Source organism: Alcaligenes sp. SJTW-7, from assembly GCF_047716895.1.
GTDB classification, from domain to species: Bacteria; Pseudomonadota; Gammaproteobacteria; order Burkholderiales; family Burkholderiaceae_B; genus Alcaligenes; species Alcaligenes ammonioxydans.
The window spans coordinates 851,854-870,192 of record NZ_CP136682.1 but is presented as its reverse complement, the minus strand read 5'-3'; the positions used below and the strand labels follow the sequence as shown (position 1 = coordinate 870,192).

The window sequence follows — 18,339 nt, the reverse complement described above, 5'->3', positions numbered from 1 at the left end:
GATGCTGATCGCAGGGTCACGCTCAAGATTACTTAACAAGGTCACTATTTTGACGTATTTGCGCTACAAAGGAAAATGTTGCTTCAAAATTCGTCGAAATAAATCGAAAGACTGACCTTAGCGAGGTAGGAGGGCTTGCTCCAAACGCCGCTCCAAAGGAACGGGTTCCTCCAGACAATAGGCGGCAAACAAACTGGCTGCCAGCAGGCTCCAGCTCAAACCACGCGAGCCGTAAGCCGCAGCCATAAACAAACCGGGCTGCCCCGGCACAAAACCCATCACAGGCAAATGATCACTTAATGCACAGCGCCAGCCAGCCCAACCCTGCTCGGGCAAATCCCCCCCAACCGCGGGATTGGCCAACATGGCAGACACTTTTTCTATATTTTGCGCATGCCCCAGGCGACTGATCTGAGCAGCGTCACCAGAACGCTCGTACGTGCTGCCGATAACCTGGCCGTAGGAATCAACCGGCAGGATATAGCCCTGGCCGCTTAAAGTCACCTCCCCACGGGTCAAGGACTGCCCAGGAGGCAGATAGCTGACCTGTCCGGCCAGACGCTGCATGGCCATGAGCCTGGGCATGAGGCACTCGGTCAACAGTTCGGCTGGCAACACGCTCAGGCTTTGCGCCGCTGCCGCCACCACCACCCGATTGCTGCTTTCCAGGCAGTCCCCGTGCTGATTGCATACTTGCCAGACACCGGGTTCGTGTCCGGCACGCAAAAAGACCCGCTCTGGCAAGCACTCAATCAAGGGGTGATCGAGCAAATGAGCGACCAGTGCCCCGGGGTCAAGCACCATACCCTGCGGAAAATACAGGCCGCCACGCTGCAAGGGCACGCCAGCCAGTGCGGAAGCCTGCTCACGATCCTGCCAATGCACCCAGTCCGGGTCCAAAGCCAAACGGGCCAAGGCTTGCTGAATCTCGGCATCGCCGTTGCCCGCCTGCCCAAATACCAGCGTGCCGACCCGACGGGGCCGGGCAGCCTGCGGCAGTGTTTTCCAGCCCTGCCAGACACGCAGCACGGCATTGCGGCTCAACCGGGCCAACGGCGCGTCATCCAGCGCAAAGACCGGCGAGATCGCGGCCAGACGGTGGCCATGGTGACTGGCATCCAGCCCCTTGCTCAACACGGGGTCACACACCAGAACGGGCACCCCTTTGCGGGCCATTTCCCAGGCGCAGGCGGCCCCCGCCAAACCGGCCCCCACCACAAGCACTCGCCCCTGCGCACTTGGCACGGGACGGCGGCGCCCCAGATGTGAACGCAGACGGGCGCGTATCGTGCACCATTTCCCACCCGCTCCCGGCACCTTCTCCACCTCGAAACCAACTGAGGCCAAGTCCCGGCGTACCTGCCCGGCACAGCACCAGGAGGCCGCCGTGGCTCCCGGCGCCGCCAGACGGACCAGTTGTCCGAGAACCGCACGTGACCACATGGACGGATTGCCGCGAGGCGCGAAGCCATCCAGATAAAACGCATCCGCATGGCACTGCAGCTCACGCATCATGGTGTGCGCCTGCCCGAACGCCAAGGTCAGGGTGACTTGTCCCTGATCCAGCTCCAGACGGTGTATCCCCGGCACCAAAATGGGCCAGGCAGCCAAGAGCTCCTGAGCCAGCGCCTGCAGCTCCTGGGGCAAGCGCTCGTATAAAAGAGCCAAATCAGAGCGGTGAAAAGGATGCGCCTCTACCGATACAAAGTGCAGTCTGTGGCTTCGCTGCGGGTCCTGCCGCCACGCCTGCCAGGTGGCCAGAAAGCTGGCCCCCAGTCCAAAGCCGGTTTCACAAATCGTAAACTGGGCTCGCCCCCGCCACCGTTCAGGCAGGCCATTACCTTGCAGAAACACCCGCCGCGCCTGCCCCAGCGGGCCATCGGCCGGATGATACGTGTCCTGATAGACCGCGCTGACGGGTACGCCCTGCTCGTTGAACGCAAGGACGGCGGGCACCAAGGGCTCAAACGCAGAGGCCGCCATTAATTTCCCCGCCCTTCACAACACTCATACACGCTCGAACCCCTTAAACTGGCCTTAATCAAACTGACACCAACAAACACGTACAATAAAAAGTCTTTGCTTCTGACTTTTCTTTTTTAGAACCGGATTGCCATGCCATTGTCACGTTTACCGCTCAGCGCCTGCCTGGACGCTGCCGTTACCGCAGCCCATGCCGCCGCCGCCATTTTACAAGCCTATGCGTCGGACCGTAGCGCTTTGGTGATCAGCAGCAAAATGCACAACGACCTGGTGTCGCAAGCGGATCACGAAGCGGAACAGGCCTGCATCAGTGTACTGATGGAGCGCACCCCGGACATTGATATCGTGGCCGAGGAAAGCGGCGGGGTGAATACGGGACGCCCCACCTGGTATATCGACCCGCTCGACGGCACGACCAACTTTCTGCATGGTATTCCCCACTATGCCGTATCGGTCGCCCTGATTGCACCTGCCGGCACGCCCATGGATAACGGCATTCTGGCGCAGGACACTCCGGTCATTGCCGTGGTCTACGACCCCAACCGCGAAGAACTGTTTACTGCCATGTACGGGGTGGGTGCCTGGCTGAACGGCAGCCGCATTCAGACGTCATCCTCGCAAAAGCTGGCCGACTCGGTCCTGGCCACCGGCTTCCCCTTTCGCGACTTCTCTTTTTCCGACCAATACATGCCCGGCCTGAACGCCGCCATCACGGGCAGCCGTGGGGTACGCCGCATGGGGGCAGCCGCCCTGGATCTAGCCTGGGTTGCCTGCGGCCGGTACGACGGCTACTGGGAGATGGGCCTGGCGCCCTGGGATGTTGCCGCTGGCACACTGCTGGTACGCGAAGCCAAGGGCGTATGCCAGGATTTGTATCAGGAAGAGCCCTGGCCCGTCAGTGGTCATGTCTACGCGGGTAACGCCCATATAGCCGATGAGTTGCTGGCCGTGGTGAGCCCTTCGCTGACGCAGCGTCCCGTCAAACCTGCCCCTTAAGCTGCGCAGGCACCGTGCCCCCTCGTGAGCGGGACGGATCACATTAAAAAACAGCGGCCCCATTTGAAATGGACCGCTGTTTTTCCTCTAGGGGTAGGCTGTCCCCACGCTGCACGGCGGACACCCATCACGAACCTGCCCTGTCAGGCTTGCGTGTTGGGCTTGATCTCTTCATCTCTCAGAACCCGTCGCAAGATCTTGCCCACATTGCTCTTGGGCAATTCGTTCCGGAACTCGATAATCCGGGGACGCTTGTAGGCCGTCAGCCGTTCTTTGCACCACTGTTTGATATCCGCTTCTGTCAGGGAAGGATTGCGCTTTACCACGAAAAGCTTGATGCTCTCGCCACTGTGCTCACTGGGCACCCCCACGGCGGCCACTTCCAGCACATCCGGATGAGCGGCGACCACTTCCTCAATCTCATTGGGGTAGACATTGAAACCTGACACCAGAATCATGTCTTTCTTGCGGTCCACCAGGCGAATGCGCCCTTGCTGGTCCATCACGCCAATATCTCCGGTTTTCAGAAATCCATTGGGCGTAAAGACATTCGCTGTTTCTTCGGGCTGATTCCAGTAGGCGGACATCACTTGCGGCCCTTTGACGGCCACCTCCCCCTGCTCGCCCATCGCCACAGGCTGGCCCTGTTCATCGAGCAGTAATACATCGGTAGAAGGCACCGGGAAACCGATGGTTCCGCTGAAGTCACGCGAATCCGTGGAGTTCACCGCCACCACCGGCGAGGTTTCCGACAAACCATAACCTTCGATCAAAGGGCAGCCTGTCACCGCCAGCCAGCGCTCGGCCACCGTCTTTTGCAGCGCAGCCCCTCCGGCCAGGCACAGCTTGAGCTGATCAAAAGGAAGGCTGCGAAACTTCTCATGATTGGCCAGGGCGTTAAACAGGGTGTTCACTGCGGGAACAACTTCAGGTGGATTGCGCTTCCAGGCTTTGAACACGGAATTGAGATCACGCGGATTCATCACCAGCACCATGTGCATACCCGCATACACGGCAAACAGCCCGCATACCGTCAGCGCAAAAATATGATAGAGCGGCAGGGCCACCATCATGGTGTAAGCAGGACCTTTAAAATCGCCCAACGCGGGAAAGCCGACCGCCTCGACCTGTAAAACGTTAGCCATCAGATTGCGTTGACTGAGCATGGCGCCTTTGGGGCGCCCGGTGGTGCCCCCCGTGTATTGCAACAGCGCCAGATCGTCAGGCTTGGCTGCTTGCCGGTGCAGGCTCGCTTGCCCGCCCTGCTCAAGCACGGCCTGCAGGCGCTGCGCCCCCGGCAAGGAATAAGGGGGCACCATGCGTTTCAGATAGCGCACGGCAAAATTCACCACACTGCCTTTGAACCCCATCAGATCGCCCACGGTACTGAGCACAACATGGGCCGGTCTGAGTTTGGCCGGAACCTGTTCGAGCACATGCGCAAAGGTTTCCAGGATCACGATGATCTGAGCCTGACTGTCGGCCAGTTGGAACTCCAGCTCGCGTTCGGTATATTGGGGGTTGGTGTTCACGCCCACCATGCCTGCCCGCAGGGTTCCCAGCAAACAAATCAGAAAAGGCAAACCATTGGGCAGCATCAACATGATGCGGCTGCCGCGCTCCAGACCTTGTGCCTGCAACCAGGCGGCAAAGGCATCGGCCCGGCGGTCCAGTTCGTCGTAGGAAATATCGTGCCCCATAAAGGTCAGCGCCGTCCTGTCCTTATGCTTTTTAATCGCAGCATCCAGACAATCGATCAGGGTCTGCCCGGCCCCCAGCTGAATGTCGTGGGGCACGGAGGCCGGATAATGCTCGAGCCAAGGTTTTTGCTGAGTATCCAAGGGCTTGTCACCTAATACGTGTTTATTTATGGTTAACTCTACTCTACTTTATTGTTCAAGCCCAAGGACAAGCCCGCATCATGAAGCTGTTTGAACCCATTTCCACCTGGTCCCATGAAATTGCAGCCATACGGCGTGATCTGCACGCCCATCCCGAGCTGGCTTTCGAGGAAACCCGGACGGCCGATCAGGTCGCATCCTGGCTGGAGAAATGGGGCATTCCGGTGCATCGGGGCCTGGGCGTCACAGGCGTAGTGGGAATTCTGGAAGGCACAGGCGGCCAGGGCCCGTCCGTGGGACTGCGTGCCGATATGGACGCCTTGCCCATGCAGGAACTGAACGAGTTTGAACACAAAAGCCGCCACGATGGCAAGATGCACGCCTGTGGGCACGATGGGCATACCGCCATGCTGCTGGGCGCAGCTCGTTATCTGGCTGAGCACCGCGATTTCGCGGGCACCATCTACCTTATTTTCCAGCCGGCAGAGGAAGGCTTTGGCGGCGCACGGGAAATGATCAAGGACGGCTTGTTCAAGCTGTTCCCCATGCAGGCCGTCTTTGGCCTGCATAACTGGCCCGGCATGCCAGCAGGCAGCTTCGGGGTTTTGCCAGGCGGCATGATGGCCTCGAGCAATACCTTTGAAATTCGTATTGAAGGCAAAGGGGCCCACGGTGGGATGCCCCACCTGGGCGTGGACCCCATCATGGCGGCCGTGCAACTGGCGCAAAGCCTGCAAACCATCGTCAGCCGCAATGTGGACCCACTCGAGCCCGTGGTGCTGAGCATTACCCAGATTCATGCTGGCTCTGCCGACAACGTCATCCCCAACGACGCTGTCATGCGCGGCACCGTACGCACCTTTTCCAACGAAGCGCTGGATCTGGTCGAGACCCGCATGCGCGAACTGTGTGAACAACTCTGCGCCGCTCAGGGTTGCAAGGCCGAGTTTGACTTTGACCGCCGCTACCCACCCACCATCAATGATCCCGAACAAGCGGCCTTTTGCGCGCAAGTCATCCGGGAACTGGTCGGCCCCGACAAGCTGCGCCAGGACATTCGTCCCTCCATGGGGGCCGAAGACTTCTCCTTCATGCTGCAGGAAGTCCCAGGCTGCTATGTCTGGCTGGGCAATGGCGAGGGCGAACACCGCAGCCCAGGTCACGGCATGGGCCCGTGCATGCTGCACAACGGCAGCTACGACTTTAACGATGCCCTGATTCCGGTCGGCGCCAGTTACTGGGTAAAACTGGCTCTGGACTGGCTGGCCCAACACCGTTGACGCTTTAACAAATGTTTCATAGCGGGCCTAAAGCTTGCCGTTACAATGGCAGGCTCTATTGCTGAGGGCAGCCACCCCGCGCGACGGGCATCAGTGCCCCACCCTTTCTTCCACTACGGGAGTCTTTGTGACTACATCAAGCAACCTTTCTTCGCTTCCGGACGGAGCCCCCACCTTGCGCGTCATGCCCATGCCTACGGACGCCAATATTCACGGTGACGTATTCGGTGGCTGGATCATGTCCCAAGTGGACATTGCCGGCGCGATTCCTGCAACACGACGCGCTCAAGGCCGGGTTGCCACCATCTCGGTGAATGCGTTTACCTTCAAGCAACCCGTGTTTGTGGGTGATTTGCTCAGCTTTTACACGGAAATCATCAAAACCGGCCGCACTTCCATTACGGTTTCGGTGGAAGTGTACGCGGAGCGCAAACGCCTGCAACTGGAAACGGTCAAAGTAACGGAAGCCACACTGACCTACGTGGCCACCGATGACGAGCGCCGCAGCCGTCCGCTGCCCCCTCTCTAAGTATTCGTGACAGGCAGGCCTATGCAGGAAAACCTGGTACCCCCCACTTCGCCCAGCGACACCCCCAAACCGCGCCGCCTGGAGCCCGAGGATGCGCAACAGGCGCTTTATCGCCTAAAGAACATCCTGAAGCGCCAGGAGGTCGTCGAATCACTGGCCCAGCGTCAGTTCGAGGACGACGACCGCTCCAACCTGCTTGAGGGTCTGATCCATCGCCAGCATGAAAGCGAGATCAAGGCCATCCTCAATGATCTGCACCCGGCCGACATCGCCTTTATCCTGGAGTCCTTGCCCGAGCTGGAACGACAGGCCATCTGGCAGTTGGTGGACGCCGAACACGATGCGGACGTGCTGCTGGAAGTGGCGGATTGGGCACGCGAATCGCTGATTCGCTCCATGGATACCGCAGACCTGATCGCTGCCGCCGGCAATATGGATGCCGACGAGATTGCTGATCTGGTGCCCGACCTGCCGCCCGATGTGGTGGCTGCCGTGCAACGCGGCCTGACGGATGAAGAGCGTGCGCAACTGATTGAAGCCATGGGCTACCCCGAGGACACGGTGGGCGCCATCATGGACTTTGACATGGTGCGTGTGCGTGAGGATGTCACCCTGGAGGTGGTCCTGCGCTACCTGCGCCGTCTACAGGAACTGCCAGACCACACTGACCAGATTTTTGTGGTGGACCGTGCCGATAAATTGCAGGGCACCCTGTCCCTGACCCGCATGCTGGTCAGTGAACCCGAGACGCTGGTGTCCTCGGTCATGTCCACCGATTATCTGACTCTCAATCCCCTGGACTCGGACTCGGATGCGGCCGGGGCTTTCGAGCGCTATGACCTGGTCTCGGCCCCGGTCGTCGACGATATGGGCCGACTGATAGGCCGAGTCACCATTGACGAAGTGGTGGACGTGCTGCAAGAAGACTCCGAAGAGCAAGCCTTGTCGCGTGCGGGTCTGCAAGAGGATGACATTTTCTCGCCCATCCGTACCGCCATCCGCAACCGGGCCCCCTGGCTGCTGATCAATCTCTGTACGGCGGCCACTGCCTCTTTCATTGCGTCGCGCTTTGAGGACACCGTCAGCCACATCGTGATCCTGGCTTTCCTGATGTCGATTGTGGCCGGGATTGGCGGCAACTCCGGCAACCAGACCATGACGATGATTATTCGTGCCATTGCGACGGGCCGTGTCACCGGTTCCAACGTCCTGCCGCTGATCAAGCGTGAGTTGCTGGTGACCTTTCTGGTCGGCGTCTGTGGCAGTGCGGTAACGGCCTTTTTTGCCTGGTTTATCTCCGGCTCGATTGCGATTGCCGCGGTGATGATGGCCGCCATGATCGGCAATATGCTGATCGGCGCAGCACTGGGCGTGATGATCCCGATTCTGCGTGATCGCTTCGGCAATGATCCCGCCGTGGGTTCCTCGGTACTGCTAACCTTCGCAACGGACTCGCTGGGTTTCCTGCTGTTCCTGGGATTGGCAACGGTATTCTTGCTATAAATCGCCAGCAGGCACGATTAAAGAAACCGGCTTCTGGCCGGTTTCTTTATATCGGCATCAAAGGAAATCAATCACGTCTTTTAATCGTTTGGTCCAGGGAAATCTGAACATCCAAACACTGGTATGCCCGATTATCGGGGCGTCGGCGTGTCAGCTTCCAGTATGTTGACTTCATTTCCTTAGATACAAGCTCTCTACCCTTCCGGTGCAAGCCTTGATGACCAATCCCATAAAGTGTCTCAAACCCAGAGGCGACGCATCCGACAGGAGCGCTAAACAGGTTTTCCAAGCAACGACGACCGGGGAGACGAGCAACGAGCCTCTTCCAGAAACACCTCCAGACTCTCCTCCGTCCCTACGGCCTGATCTCTTTGCAAAGACGCTGTCTGCGCTGTGTGCTCAAAGAAATCCAATACGCCATTGGTCACCCGTGGCGCAATGCCAGCCAGTTCCAATTGACGACGTACTTGCAGAACCTCATCACGACGGCGCACACCATGCACCAGGTGGCTGCGCAAGCAAGACTCCATAAAGTCCTGCAAGCCACGCTGGTTCAAATCCTCCAGCACTTCGTACAGCTCGGCCCGCAAACCCATGCGTTCGGCCAGCATCAGACTTTCAATCCCCAAGGCTTCCAAGCCCTTGGTCATGAGGCTACGCAGTAACTTAAGGCGCATCGCATCTCCGGCCTGTCCCGGCAAAACACGCACAGGAGCGCCCTGAGCCCGCCAGAAAGCCGCAGCCCTGCCAGCCCCCTGCCCGGCGGCCAGCAACGCCGTCTGAGCGCCTGTAGCGGGCACTGAGCCCATAATCGCCAGATCAGCCAACTCAACACCGTACTGCTGCGCCAGGACAGCCATGCCTTCCATGTCCTCAGGTTCAGCAGTACACAAATCCATATACAAGGCACCGGTCGTCAAGCAGGGCATGACCGCGCGGGCAACGGCGCCAGCCTGCGTCCCTGTAACGGCTGACAACACCCCGTCCAAATCCCGCCAGCGCGCATCTGCCTGCCGGCACAGCTGCGCACCCAATTGCTCGGCCAGCTCACGGGCAACTGCACTTTCGCGGCGCACCAAGATAAACGGAACCTGTACGCCAGCCGACGTCAGGGCTGCGCCATAAAAATGCGCCACCTCACCCGCCCCGACCAGGGCGACACGATGCAATAAGGGAGTTGTTGTCATAGAAAACACACGGAGAAAACGAGAAGTGACAGCCGTCTTTAGTCGGCTGCAGGCTGTAGCTTAACGGTAAAACTTCCCTGAGGGCCAAGAGACATTCAAACGCAACGTCGCCGCCCGGATCGCTGCCTTTACCCGAAAAAAAACCCCATGAACCGAAGATTCATGGGGTTGCTGCCAGCGTGCAGGACGATCTGAACCGGGATCAGTTCAATCGGCCATGACACTGCTTGTATTTCTTGCCACTGCCGCATGGGCAAGGATCGTTACGGCCCACACGTGGCACTTCGCCTTTGGCCACTTCATCCAGACCGGGATCCTCACCGCTCAGGGCAGCATCGTAGTCAGAATGATGGAAACGGACATTGGAGTTGGCGGGAACTTCAGCAGCGGCTTCCTCAACCTGCTCCGGCGTCTGGATACGTACCGTCATCAGCACCTTGACCACTTCGTCACGCACCCGGTCCAACATATCGGAAAACAGCTCGAAGGCTTCGCGCTTGTATTCCTGTTTAGGATCTTTTTGGGCATAGCCACGCAGATGAATGCCCTGACGCAGATGATCCAGTGCCTGCAGGTGCCCGCGCCACTGTGTATCGATCGATTGCAACAGTACTGCACGCTCGAAATTACCCCAGTTGGGCTGACCGACCTGATCGATCTTGGCCTGCAACAGACGTTGGGATTCCTCGATAACACGATCGTGCAAATCGTCGTCTGTCAGGTTGGATTCTTTCTCCAGCATTTCGGCCAGAGGCAGATCAATCTGGAAAGTGCTTTGCAAGGCGGTGGTCAGGCCCGGAATATCCCATTGCTCTTCCATCGTGTCTTGCGGCACGTACTCACGGAACAGGCGGCTGACGGCCGCTTCACGCAAACTGCTGATCGTTTCCGTAATATCGCCCGACTCCAGCACCTCATTACGCTGGGCGTAGATCACCTTGCGCTGATCGTTGGCCACGTCATCGTACTGCAGCAGCTGTTTACGAATATCGAAGTTACGCGCCTCGACCTTGCGCTGGGCCGACTCGATGGAGCGCGTCACCATGCGGGCTTCGATAGGCTCGCCTTCTGGCAGACGCAGGCGCTCCATGATGGCGCGGACGCGATCGCCAGCGAAGATACGCATCAAGGAATCTTCCAGCGACAGGTAAAAACGCGACGAACCTGGGTCGCCCTGACGACCGGCACGACCACGCAACTGATTGTCGATACGTCGGGACTCGTGGCGCTCGGTGCCAATAATGCGCAAACCGCCAGCCTGTTTAACCTGCTGGTTCAGCGGCTCCCATTCGGCACGGATAGCCTGAATGCGAGCCTCTTTCTGCTCGGCACTCAGCGACTGATCTTCACGCACGGCGGAAATGGCACGCTCGATGCTGCCACCCAGCACAATGTCGGTACCACGACCGGCCATATTGGTGGCGATCGTGACGTGACCCGGCTTGCCAGCCTCAGCCACGATATCGGCCTCGCGAGCATGTTGCTTGGCGTTCAGAACCTCGTGCTTGACGCCGGCAGCGTTCAGGCGCGTGGAAATCAGCTCGGAGTTCTCGATGCTGGTGGTTCCCACCAGTACAGGCTGACCGCGTTCGTGACAGTCCTGAATATCTTTCAGAATGGCATTGAACTTCTCGTCATCGGTTTTGAAAACCTGATCGTTCTGATCTTTACGCGCCAAAGGACGGTTAGGCGGGATGATGACGGTTTCAAGGCTGTAGATTTCCTGGAACTCGTAGGCTTCCGTATCGGCCGTACCGGTCATGCCGGCCAGCTTGTCGTACATGCGGAAGTAGTTCTGGAAAGTAATCGAGGCCAGCGTCTGATTCTCGTTCTGAATGCGTACGCCTTCTTTTGCTTCCACCGCCTGATGCAAGCCATCGGACCAGCGGCGACCCGCCATCAAACGACCGGTAAATTCATCCACAATCACCACTTCACCATCCTGAACCACGTATTGCTGATCGCGGAAGAACAGGTTGTGGGCGCGCAAGGCGACCATCAGGTGGTGCATCAGGGAAATATGGCGTGGCTCGTACAACGACTCGCCTTCGGGCAACAGACCGATTTCCGTCAGAATCTGCTCGGCACGTTCGTGACCGGCTTCGGAAATATGAACCTGCTGACCTTTCTCGTCGACCCAGAAGTCGCCTTCAGGCTCGGGCTCGTGTGGACGAGGCTCTTGCGTCATGCGGGTCAGCATGGGCGGAACCACGTTCATGCGCACGTACAGCTCGGTATTGTCTTCGGCCTGGCCGGAGATGATCAGCGGTGTACGGGCTTCATCGATCAGGATGGAGTCAACTTCGTCGACAATCGCGTAGGACAGGCCGCGCTGGCGGCGATCCTCGGCGCGGTATTCCATATTGTCGCGCAGGTAGTCAAAACCGAATTCGTTATTGGTACCGTAGGTGATGTCCGCCTGATAGGCGGCAATCTTCTCAGCGTTGTCTTGCTGGGGAACCACCACACCCACGCTCATACCCAGGAAGTTGTACAGACGGCCCATCCAGGCGGCATCCCGTCGAGCCAGGTAATCGTTCACCGTCACCACATGCACGCCCTTACCCGAGAGCGCATTCAAATACACGGCCAAGGTAGCGGTCAGCGTCTTGCCTTCGCCCGTACGCATTTCTGCAATCTTGCCATTGTGCAAGGCAATGGCGCCGAGCATCTGCACGTCAAAGTGACGCATGCCAAACACACGGACACCCGCTTCGCGCACCACGGCAAAGGCCTCGGGCAGGAGCGAGTTAAGCGAGGCGCCATCCTGAACACGCTGGCGCAGCTCCTGCGTCTTGGCTGCCAAGGCCTCGTCACTGAGTCCCTGCATGGCAGGCTCAAGAGCATTAATCTGGGCGACCTGCTTACGGTACTGTTTGAGCAGTCGGTCGTTACGACTGCCAATAAGCTTTTTCAGCAATGAAACCATTCTTGTGTCGTCAATGTAGGCGAGGCCGCAAGGGCTTGAATCTGTGCCTCGAGCCTATCTCTGGTTAAAAGGGATGCGCAAGCAAACGATCAGTTTAACGCACATGCTGCAAGACGGAACTACTTGTCCGAATCCAATTGCGCGATCTGCTGCTCTACGTACTCACGCGCCGGCAGAAAAAGCTTGGGGTCCAGGGCGTGTCCGGCCATGCGCACTTCAAAATGCAGGTGCGAACCTGTGGACTGCCCGGTGGAGCCGACTCGGGCAATCAACTGCCCTTTTTCCACTACGTCGCCTAATTTAACAACGATCGAGGAAGCATGGGCATATCGCGTGCTCATGCCATTGCCATGGTTGATTTCCACCAGCTTGCCATACCCTGTCATGTAACGCGCCTCGGACACCACGCCGCCGGAGGCGGCATAGATGGGCGTACCCTTGGGAGCAGGAAAATCCAGGCCTTCGTGCAAAGCATGGCGACCCGAAATCGGGTGACGCCGCCAGCCAAAGGAAGACGCGACCTCATCGTAATCCACCGGGCGATAATTGGGCAGGCGGGCCTCGTTGCCGGTGCGCTCGGTCAGCACGCTGTCTAGCATCTGAAACCAGTCTTGCTGCTCGGACATCTGTTTGGCCAGATTGTCCAGTTGCTCGCCCAGACGATCGGCGTTCCACACCAGGTCGGCGCCATCCATGCTGTCCATCACGGCCAGATCCTGAACCGGCATGGAACCGGCCAGCTCCGGATCGGTGTACTCGATGCCCGCCGCCTTGGCAACGCGCTTGCTGACACCGTCCATTTCGATCAGCTTGGCCTGCAAACCGCCCACTTTTTCAGCCAGGCGGGTGACGTTGTCCTGCATCGCGGCGGCCTGGCTCTGGGCCATCTCCGTATCCAGCGAAACGCCGTTGCGCTCACTCCAGTGCGACTGCACCAGAGCGCCCGCCGCAGCAGAAACGCCCAGCGATACCAAGGCCACCACGGCGATCACCGTGCGGCGCACCCCTTTGGCTTTAACATCTAAGGACGTATAGTCTTTATGTTGATCCACTCTTGTATAACCTCGAACATGACCTGGAAGCCCCCTTTTTCCTCATCCGCGCCAAAACGCAGTAGCGGGCAAAGCCACGCTTTGGGTTGGCTGGCCAAGGACCAGCAAGGTTCCCAGGTACTGGAAATGGCCCGGCAGCTGATGGCAGCCCAGACCCATGTAAGCAAAGCCCTGCCCCCTGCTTTGGGCAAGGCCTGTAAAGTTGCACGTATAGACAGACAGCAATTGACGCTGGCAGTTCCCAGCGCAGCGCATGCGGCCAAGCTGCGTCAGCTTTTGCCCACCGTCACCCGACAGATGAATGCCGCTGGCTGGAACATTAGCGAGACGCTGGTTCACGTGCAAGCCCATTTGTTTGCAGCTGTGACAGAAAAGCCCGCACGCCAGGTACAAGTCCTGGACGAGCGGGCCCTGGAATCATTTGAAAAGCTGCATGACTCATTACCGCAAGGTCCTCTGGCCCAAGCCATCGAACGCCTGTTGCGTCATCATCGCAGTTAAACCGGGCGCGCAGATAGCGCCCTTACACCCGTATCAAGCGAATTTCCACTCGCTGGAAAACGCATGAGGCGCGCTAGCCGCAGACTCGAACGTGACCAATTCCCAACTGTCCTGGGCGGCGAGCAGGGCACGCGCCAACTGGTTGTTCAGGCCGTGGCCGGATTTGCACGCTACATAACGGGCAATCAAGGGGTGGCCAATCAGGTACAAGTCGCCAATCGCATCCAGAATCTTGTGCTTGACGAACTCATCCTCGTAACGCAGACCGTCGCTGTTCAGGACGCGGTATTCGTCCATGACGATGGCATTGTCCAGACTGCCACCACGGGCCAGACCGGCCGCACGCAACGCCTCGACCTCGCTGGCAAAGCCAAAGGTGCGCGCACGTGAGATCGTCTTCACATACGAGTCATGCGCAAAATCCACCTCGGCAAAATTGGCCGTTGCATCAATTGCCGGGTGATGAAAATCAATCGAAAACTGAAGGGCAAAGCCTTCATAGGGCTCCAGACGGGCCCATTTAATGTCCTTTCCCTCGCCTTCAGAGACTTCAACGGGCTTGAGGACACGCAAAAATTTCTTGGGCGCTTCCTGCTCTTGCAAGCCGGCCGAGCGCAACAAATACACGAACGTGCCTGCGCTGCCATCCATGATGGGCACTTCTTCAGCAGTCAGGTCCACATGCAGATTATCAATACCCAAACCCGCAATGGCAGACATCAGGTGCTCAACCGTTGAGACACGAACATTGTCCTTGATGAGCACCGAGGCCATGCGCGTGCCACCGACCTTGTCGGCCTGCGCAGGCAGATCCACAATCTCCGGCAGATCAATACGGTGAAACACAATACCGGTGTCAGGCGCGGCGGGGCGTAATGTCAGCTCGACACGACGACCGGAGTGCAGGCCGACCCCTTTGGTACTGATGACATTTTTGATGGTGCGCTGACGGAGCATGGCTATTCTTGTATTTGTAAAGTGTTGTTCGCAAAGACTATTGTAACCGTAATACGGGTTATCCACTATACGCTTTCTAAAAACATACGCAATTGTCAAGCGTCAAACATAGCGACACTACGAAACACTTACGCCCCCTGAACGCGAACGCTCAGGGGGAGTCGTGGGAGAAATCAAATTGACGACTCGGGTAATCGCCGAACTTGATTTTTAATCAGCCTGCTTGCGCAAGAACGCCGGAATATCGAAATGATCCATACCGGCCGTCTCCAGAGCACGCACCTGAGCCGAGGCCTGGCTGCGTGGATTGCGGATAACCGCAGGCACATCCGCATTGGCGTAATCAGCACCAATCACGGGCATATTGTCCGTACCAGTACGTAACACTTCCTCGTTGTTTTGTACCAACTGTGGACGTGCTTGCTTGCGACCCAGACCCGTAGCCACGACCGTCACGCGCAGGCTGTCACCCATGGACTCATCGTAAGCCGTACCGAAGATGACGGTTGCATCTTCTGCGGCGTAACCACGGATGGTGTCCATGATTTCGCGGGTTTCGCGCATCTTCAGCGAGGACGAGGAAGTGATGTTCACCAGCATGCCGCGAGCACCGTGCAGGTCCACCCCTTCCAGCAATGGGCAGGCAATTGCACGTTCAGCCGCTTCGCGGGCACGGTTCGAGCCGGAGGCCACCGCCGTACCCATCATGGCTTGACCTTGCTCACCCATGATGGTTTTCACGTCTTCAAAGTCAACGTTCACATTCCCTTCAACATTGATGATCTCGGCAATACCGGCGCAGGCATTGTGCAGCACGTCGTCCGCCGCCTTGAAGCAATCGGCCTGAGTCGCATCCTCGTCCATCAAGTCGTACAGGTTTTCATTCAGTACCACGATCAGGGAGTGAACGTGCTTGCTCAGCTCCTCGATTCCTTCTTCGGCCATGCGCAGACGGCGGTTGCCTTCAAAAGAGAAAGGCTTGGTGACCACGCCCACGGTCAAAATGCCCAGCTCCTTGGCCACTTCAGCCACAACGGGGCTGGCACCGGTACCGGTACCACCACCCATACCGGCCGTAATAAACACCATGTTGGCACCGTTCAGGGCGGCACGGATTTCTTCACGAGCGGTTTCAGCAGCCGCACGGCCCTGATCGGGCTTGGCGCCAGCACCCAGGCCACTGCGTCCCAGACGGATCTGGATAGGAGCATCGCTGCTGGCCAGCGCTTGCGAGTCGGTATTGGCGCAAATGAAATCCACGCCCTGCACGCCCGACTTGATCATATGCGTCACTGCGTTGCCGCCTGCGCCGCCCACGCCCACGACCTTGATGACCGTGCCGCTGCTGCTGGTATCTAACATTTCAAAGTTCATCATGATTGACTCCCACTCAAACACTAATTAGTCAAGTTTCTACGTACTTCCCCGATACAACCAAAATTTGGAATCAGCTCAAAACATCTGCCAACCAGGGGGTTCGCACCCGGTTTGAACTGCCTCCCGGACCGCCCTTTCAGGCGGCCCGACCTGAGCGTCTTGCAACGCCCTTAATTCATAAACCATTCTTTCATGCGGGCCACCAGACCTTTGACACTGCCTTTTTGCTGTGCCACCTTGCGACCACGCGCACTTTGCAGGCGGGCTTCAGTCAACAGGCCCATCACCGTCGAAAAGCGCGGGTTGCGCATCACATCCGCCAGGCTGCCTTCGTAGCTGGGCACCGCAATACGCACCGGTTTCAGGAATACGTCCTCGGCCAGTTCCACAATGCCCGGCAACATGGCCGTGCCACCAGTCAGCACCACGCCCGACGACAGCAGATCTTCGTAGCCCGACTCGCGCAGGCTTTGTTGCACAAACGTGAACAACTCCTCGACGCGTGGCTCAATCACGGCACCTAAAGCCTGGCGCTTGACCTGACGGTTGGGACGATCACCCAAACCGGGCACTTCGATCATTTCCTCGGGATGAGCCAGCGATTGCTTGGCAACCCCAAAGCGCAACTTGATTTCTTCCGCATCTGGCGTCGGCGTGCGCAGCATGGCTGCGATATCGCTGGTGATCTGGTCGCCGGCGATCGGGATCACATCGGTGTGACGGATGGCACCGCCGGTGTAAATGGCAATATCGGTCGTACCGCCGCCAATATCCACCAGCACTACGCCCAGCTCTTTCTCATCGGCCGTCAGGCAGGACAGGCTGGAGGCCAAAGGCTGCAAGATCAGATCCTGCACTTCCAGGCCGCAACGGCGCACGCACTTGACAATGTTCTGGGCGGCACTGACGGCACCAGTCACAATGTGTACCCGCACTTCCAGACGCAGCCCGCTCATGCCGATAGGCTCGCGGATGTCCTCTTGCGAGTCCACGATGAATTCCTGCGTCAGCACATGCAGCACCTGCTGATCGGTAGGGATATTCACGGCCTTGGCCGTTTCGATCACACGCGCCACATCCGTGGCGGTCACTTCCTTATCCTTTACCGCCACCATGCCACTGGAGTTGAAGCTGGTGATGTGGCTGCCCGCAATTCCGGTATAGACTTCGCGGATCTTGCAGTCAGCCATCAGCTCGGCCTCTTCCAGCGCACGCTGAATGGAATTGACCGTCGTCTCGATATTGACGACTACCCCTTTGCGCATGCCCTGGGATTCATGCTGGCCCAGACCAAGCACTTCAAACCGGCCTTCCGGCAGCACTTCGGCTACCACCGCAACCACTTTGCTGGTGCCGATATCCAATGCAACGATCAGGTCTTTGATGTCACGAGTCATATGTTCTTTACTTCACAGGGGTAGATGAAACCGGAGCCAGCGTTATCGCAAAGCCATTCGGGTAACGTAAGTCGGCACTTTGCAAAGCACGGTCGCCAAGCCGCTGCATCAAGGCAGGCCATGCCTGCACAAATCGTTCAACACGAACCGCAAAGGGCAAAGCCCCTTTACGACCGTGGGGGTCTGCAATATCCGCTGCCGGGTCGCGGCCCAGGCTCAGCTGCATTCCGTTGGACAACACCACATCCCAGGCATAGCGCGGGCTCAGGGTCACTTCACTGACCTGCACGTCCAGAGGTCCGAACCAGCGAGCCAGCTCGGCATACCGTTGCACCACCAGACGCTCCGAGTTCGGAGGGCCGCTTAACTGGGGCAAATCCATTTCATCGGGCACCACCGCCTTGTTGGCAGAAAACGATTCACCCCAGGTGTTGATCATTTCGTCTTCGTTCCAATAGGCCAGCGGCTGCTGCTCTTCAATCCGTACTGACAGGCTGTTGGGCCAGACGCGCCGGATCTGCGCGCGTCGTACCCAGGGGGCCGTTTCAATCAAGGCGCGGGATTGGTCCAGATCGACGGTGAAGAAGTTGCCTTGCAGGCGACCGGCGATAGTGGCTTTCACCCCTTCTGCCGTGACGTAGGCCAGCGGCTCGCCTTGCGTGGACTCGATCTGAATGCGCTCGATATTGAAGTACGGACGACGCACAGCCCAAATCACAACACCGATCACCAATGCCGATACTGCTAGCAGAGCCAGCGTATTGGCGATCAGGTTGGTCAGACGTGCATCGGAAAACATGAATCAGG

General features: G+C 58.3%; 14 protein-coding genes. 5 read left to right on the top strand and 9 right to left on the bottom strand.

From position 1 onward, the window contains the following. Nucleotides 1–117 precede the first annotated feature (117 nt). Nucleotides 118–1,983, bottom strand: coding sequence for a tRNA (5-methylaminomethyl-2-thiouridine)(34)-methyltransferase MnmD (mnmD, locus tag RSQ48_RS03845; protein WP_003803520.1), 1,866 nt, complete (start codon nucleotides 1,981–1,983; stop codon nucleotides 118–120). 132 nt (nucleotides 1,984–2,115) lie between these two features. On the opposite strand from mnmD, the gene RSQ48_RS03840 reads away from it, so the two are divergent. Beyond that, the gene (locus RSQ48_RS03840) at nucleotides 2,116–2,979 is read left to right on the top strand and encodes an inositol monophosphatase family protein (RefSeq protein ID WP_003803521.1); all 864 of its coding nucleotides are present in this window, start codon (nucleotides 2,116–2,118) and stop codon (nucleotides 2,977–2,979) included. 143 nt (nucleotides 2,980–3,122) lie between these two features. Here RSQ48_RS03840 and RSQ48_RS03835 read toward each other — a convergent pair whose 3' ends face one another. Next, nucleotides 3,123–4,820, bottom strand: a complete 1,698-nt coding sequence (locus tag RSQ48_RS03835) for an AMP-binding protein (RefSeq protein WP_003803523.1) — start codon at nucleotides 4,818–4,820, stop codon at nucleotides 3,123–3,125. Between the two features lie 80 nt (nucleotides 4,821–4,900). Here RSQ48_RS03835 and RSQ48_RS03830 point away from each other — a divergent pair, with 80 nt between their 5' ends. The 3 genes from RSQ48_RS03830 (at nucleotide 4,901) to mgtE (ending at nucleotide 8,132) form a co-directional block, all read left to right on the top strand. Continuing rightward, nucleotides 4,901–6,100 carry a M20 aminoacylase family protein gene (locus tag RSQ48_RS03830; RefSeq protein WP_003803524.1) on the top strand — a complete coding sequence of 400 codons (1,200 nt, stop codon included), beginning with the start codon at nucleotides 4,901–4,903 and terminating at the stop codon, nucleotides 6,098–6,100. A 184-nt stretch (nucleotides 6,101–6,284) separates the two neighbouring features. Beyond that, the gene (locus RSQ48_RS03825; protein WP_003803527.1) at nucleotides 6,285–6,629 is read left to right on the top strand and encodes an acyl-CoA thioesterase; all 345 of its coding nucleotides are present in this window, start codon (nucleotides 6,285–6,287) and stop codon (nucleotides 6,627–6,629) included. 21 nt (nucleotides 6,630–6,650) lie between these two features. Next, entirely contained in the window at nucleotides 6,651–8,132 is a 1,482-nt protein-coding gene (gene mgtE, locus RSQ48_RS03820) for a magnesium transporter (RefSeq protein ID WP_003803528.1), read from the top strand. Between the two features lie 272 nt (nucleotides 8,133–8,404). On the opposite strand, the gene RSQ48_RS03815 is transcribed toward mgtE, so the two are convergent. The 3 genes from RSQ48_RS03815 to RSQ48_RS03805 form a co-directional block, all read right to left on the bottom strand. Further along, the gene (locus RSQ48_RS03815) at nucleotides 8,405–9,319 is read right to left on the bottom strand and encodes a DUF1932 domain-containing protein (RefSeq protein ID WP_219235707.1); all 915 of its coding nucleotides are present in this window, start codon (nucleotides 9,317–9,319) and stop codon (nucleotides 8,405–8,407) included. 202 nt (nucleotides 9,320–9,521) lie between these two features. Beyond that, the gene (secA, locus tag RSQ48_RS03810) at nucleotides 9,522–12,248 is read right to left on the bottom strand and encodes a preprotein translocase subunit SecA (RefSeq protein WP_003803532.1); all 2,727 of its coding nucleotides are present in this window, start codon (nucleotides 12,246–12,248) and stop codon (nucleotides 9,522–9,524) included. Between the two features lie 119 nt (nucleotides 12,249–12,367). Next, entirely contained in the window at nucleotides 12,368–13,300 is a 933-nt protein-coding gene (locus RSQ48_RS03805; protein WP_003803534.1) for a M23 family metallopeptidase, read from the bottom strand. 18 nt (nucleotides 13,301–13,318) lie between these two features. On the opposite strand from RSQ48_RS03805, the gene RSQ48_RS03800 reads away from it, so the two are divergent. Beyond that, nucleotides 13,319–13,801, top strand: coding sequence for a DciA family protein (locus RSQ48_RS03800; protein WP_003803536.1), 483 nt, complete (start codon nucleotides 13,319–13,321; stop codon nucleotides 13,799–13,801). A gap of 33 nt (nucleotides 13,802–13,834) precedes the next feature. On the opposite strand, the gene lpxC is transcribed toward RSQ48_RS03800, so the two are convergent. From lpxC to RSQ48_RS03780, 4 genes are all read right to left on the bottom strand, one after another. Next, nucleotides 13,835–14,758, bottom strand: coding sequence for a UDP-3-O-acyl-N-acetylglucosamine deacetylase (gene lpxC, locus RSQ48_RS03795; protein WP_003803538.1), 924 nt, complete (start codon nucleotides 14,756–14,758; stop codon nucleotides 13,835–13,837). Between the two features lie 210 nt (nucleotides 14,759–14,968). Next, a complete protein-coding gene (gene ftsZ, locus RSQ48_RS03790; protein WP_039943740.1) occupies nucleotides 14,969–16,135 on the bottom strand; it encodes a cell division protein FtsZ in 1,167 nt (388 codons plus the stop codon). A gap of 170 nt (nucleotides 16,136–16,305) precedes the next feature. Then, the gene (ftsA, locus tag RSQ48_RS03785; RefSeq protein WP_003803541.1) at nucleotides 16,306–17,532 is read right to left on the bottom strand and encodes a cell division protein FtsA; all 1,227 of its coding nucleotides are present in this window, start codon (nucleotides 17,530–17,532) and stop codon (nucleotides 16,306–16,308) included. Nucleotides 17,533–17,539: 7 nt separating this feature from the next. Continuing rightward, the gene (locus RSQ48_RS03780; protein WP_003803543.1) at nucleotides 17,540–18,331 is read right to left on the bottom strand and encodes a cell division protein FtsQ/DivIB; all 792 of its coding nucleotides are present in this window, start codon (nucleotides 18,329–18,331) and stop codon (nucleotides 17,540–17,542) included. Nucleotides 18,332–18,339: the final 8 nt, after the last annotated feature.